This window comes from Vibrio sp. Vb1574 (assembly GCF_033338675.1).
Window position 1 is genome coordinate 1 of the sequence record NZ_JAWOTC010000198.1, and the last position, 1,424, is coordinate 1,424.

The window sequence follows — 1,424 nt, forward strand, 5'->3', positions numbered from 1 at the left end:
TCTCGCATTACTAGCCCGAACCTGATCGTGAAGCTAAATCCAAATGGTCGACCAACCAATGACCGCACTGGTTTCCTACAGAATCCAAGAGAGGTGAAATAATGTTATACGAAGCACCATTAGTTGCCTTTACGGTTCTTGCTCAAACTGCGGTTGGCGCGCACTTAACGGTTAATGCGTTCGAGAAATTCGGTAAGCCACCACGCGTGACAGAGCCTCGTATGAACATCGCTCGTTTCGCTATTTTGGTTGTAATGGGATTGGGTTTCTTGTTCTCAACCACGCACTTGGGTAGCCCACTTCGTGCCTTCAACGCATTAAACCGTGTTGGTAGTGCGGCGCTATCTAACGAGATCTTAACGGGTGCAAGCTTTCTGTCTCTAGCGGGTTTGTACTGGTTGCTGACGATTCTAAAAATCGGCAGCGAAGGCGTTCGCAAAATCGTGAACTGGTTGTCTATCGCGGTTGGCGTGATTTTCATGTTCGCGATGGCAAATGTTTACCAAATCGAAACGGTTCCAGCATGGTACTCACCAATGACAACGGTTGCGTTTTGGTTCACGGTTGTGACTTCGGGCCTGATGTTTGGTTACACGCTGATCAACGTATTGGACGTGACGGCTGAGAAAACTAACCGTCGCCTAATGTGGGCAGGTGTGAGTTTGATTGCGTTGAACCTAGCTTTCACAGTGATGCAAACCATTCACTTCGCAGGTATCTCAACGGCGATTCACAGTGGCTTGGATCAAATCACCATGCTATCTGGCTATGTTGCCGGTCACGTACTGTTGCTTGTGGTTGCTGCTGCTCTTTGGGTATTCGCTGAGTTGTTTACCGCAGAAGGTCGTCAGAAGAACTTGCTGGTTATCGTGGCATTCGTTGCCTTGTTCGTTGCAGAGATTCTAGGTCGTAACGTGTTCTACGGCATGCACTTTACATCGGGTTTGTACTAATCGCCGTTATTTGTACTGATAACCATTAATAGAGTGGGGCGAGTGTTCGTCCCACCTCTTTTCCGTTTTACTTAATCGAAGAATAAAAACACCAGTCATCAAAGGTAATTCATGCAAATTTCTCAACTTGAACCACAAGATACCAGCATCGTTCTTAAGCTGTTTGGTGCACTGTTTTACTACCAGCCTAAAGCTTACCCAGCGGCAAATCTCGATACGTTGCTGAGCAATACAGATACACCAATCGAAGCGCTTAATGACATGCTGCGCAGCTTTCAAAACGAGAGCGAAGAGGCACTGCAAATGGAGCACGATCGCATGTTTGCTGGTATTGGTGAGATGCAAGCGCCACCTTGGGGATCGGCTTATCTAGATAAAGAGGCGGCGTTGTTTGGTGAATCAACCATTGAATATCGTTACTTTTTGCAGCGTTGTGGTTTTTCTTTGGAATCTGACCAACGTGAACCAGAA

General features: G+C 46.9%; 2 protein-coding genes and 1 pseudogene. All 3 read left to right on the forward strand.

The features are described from left to right. Window positions 1-102: pseudogene (locus tag R7O12_RS24770) on the forward strand (dimethyl sulfoxide reductase subunit B); the annotation flags it as partial. After that, window positions 102-953, forward strand: a complete 852-nt coding sequence (locus R7O12_RS24775) for a dimethyl sulfoxide reductase anchor subunit family protein (RefSeq protein WP_017448508.1) — start codon at window positions 102-104, stop codon at window positions 951-953. The pseudogene R7O12_RS24770 and the gene R7O12_RS24775, both read left to right, overlap by 1 nt. Before the next feature lie 111 nt (window positions 954-1,064). Then, a partial coding sequence (locus tag R7O12_RS24780) for a molecular chaperone (RefSeq protein ID WP_318126706.1) occupies window positions 1,065-1,424 on the forward strand: 360 nt, incomplete at its 3' end.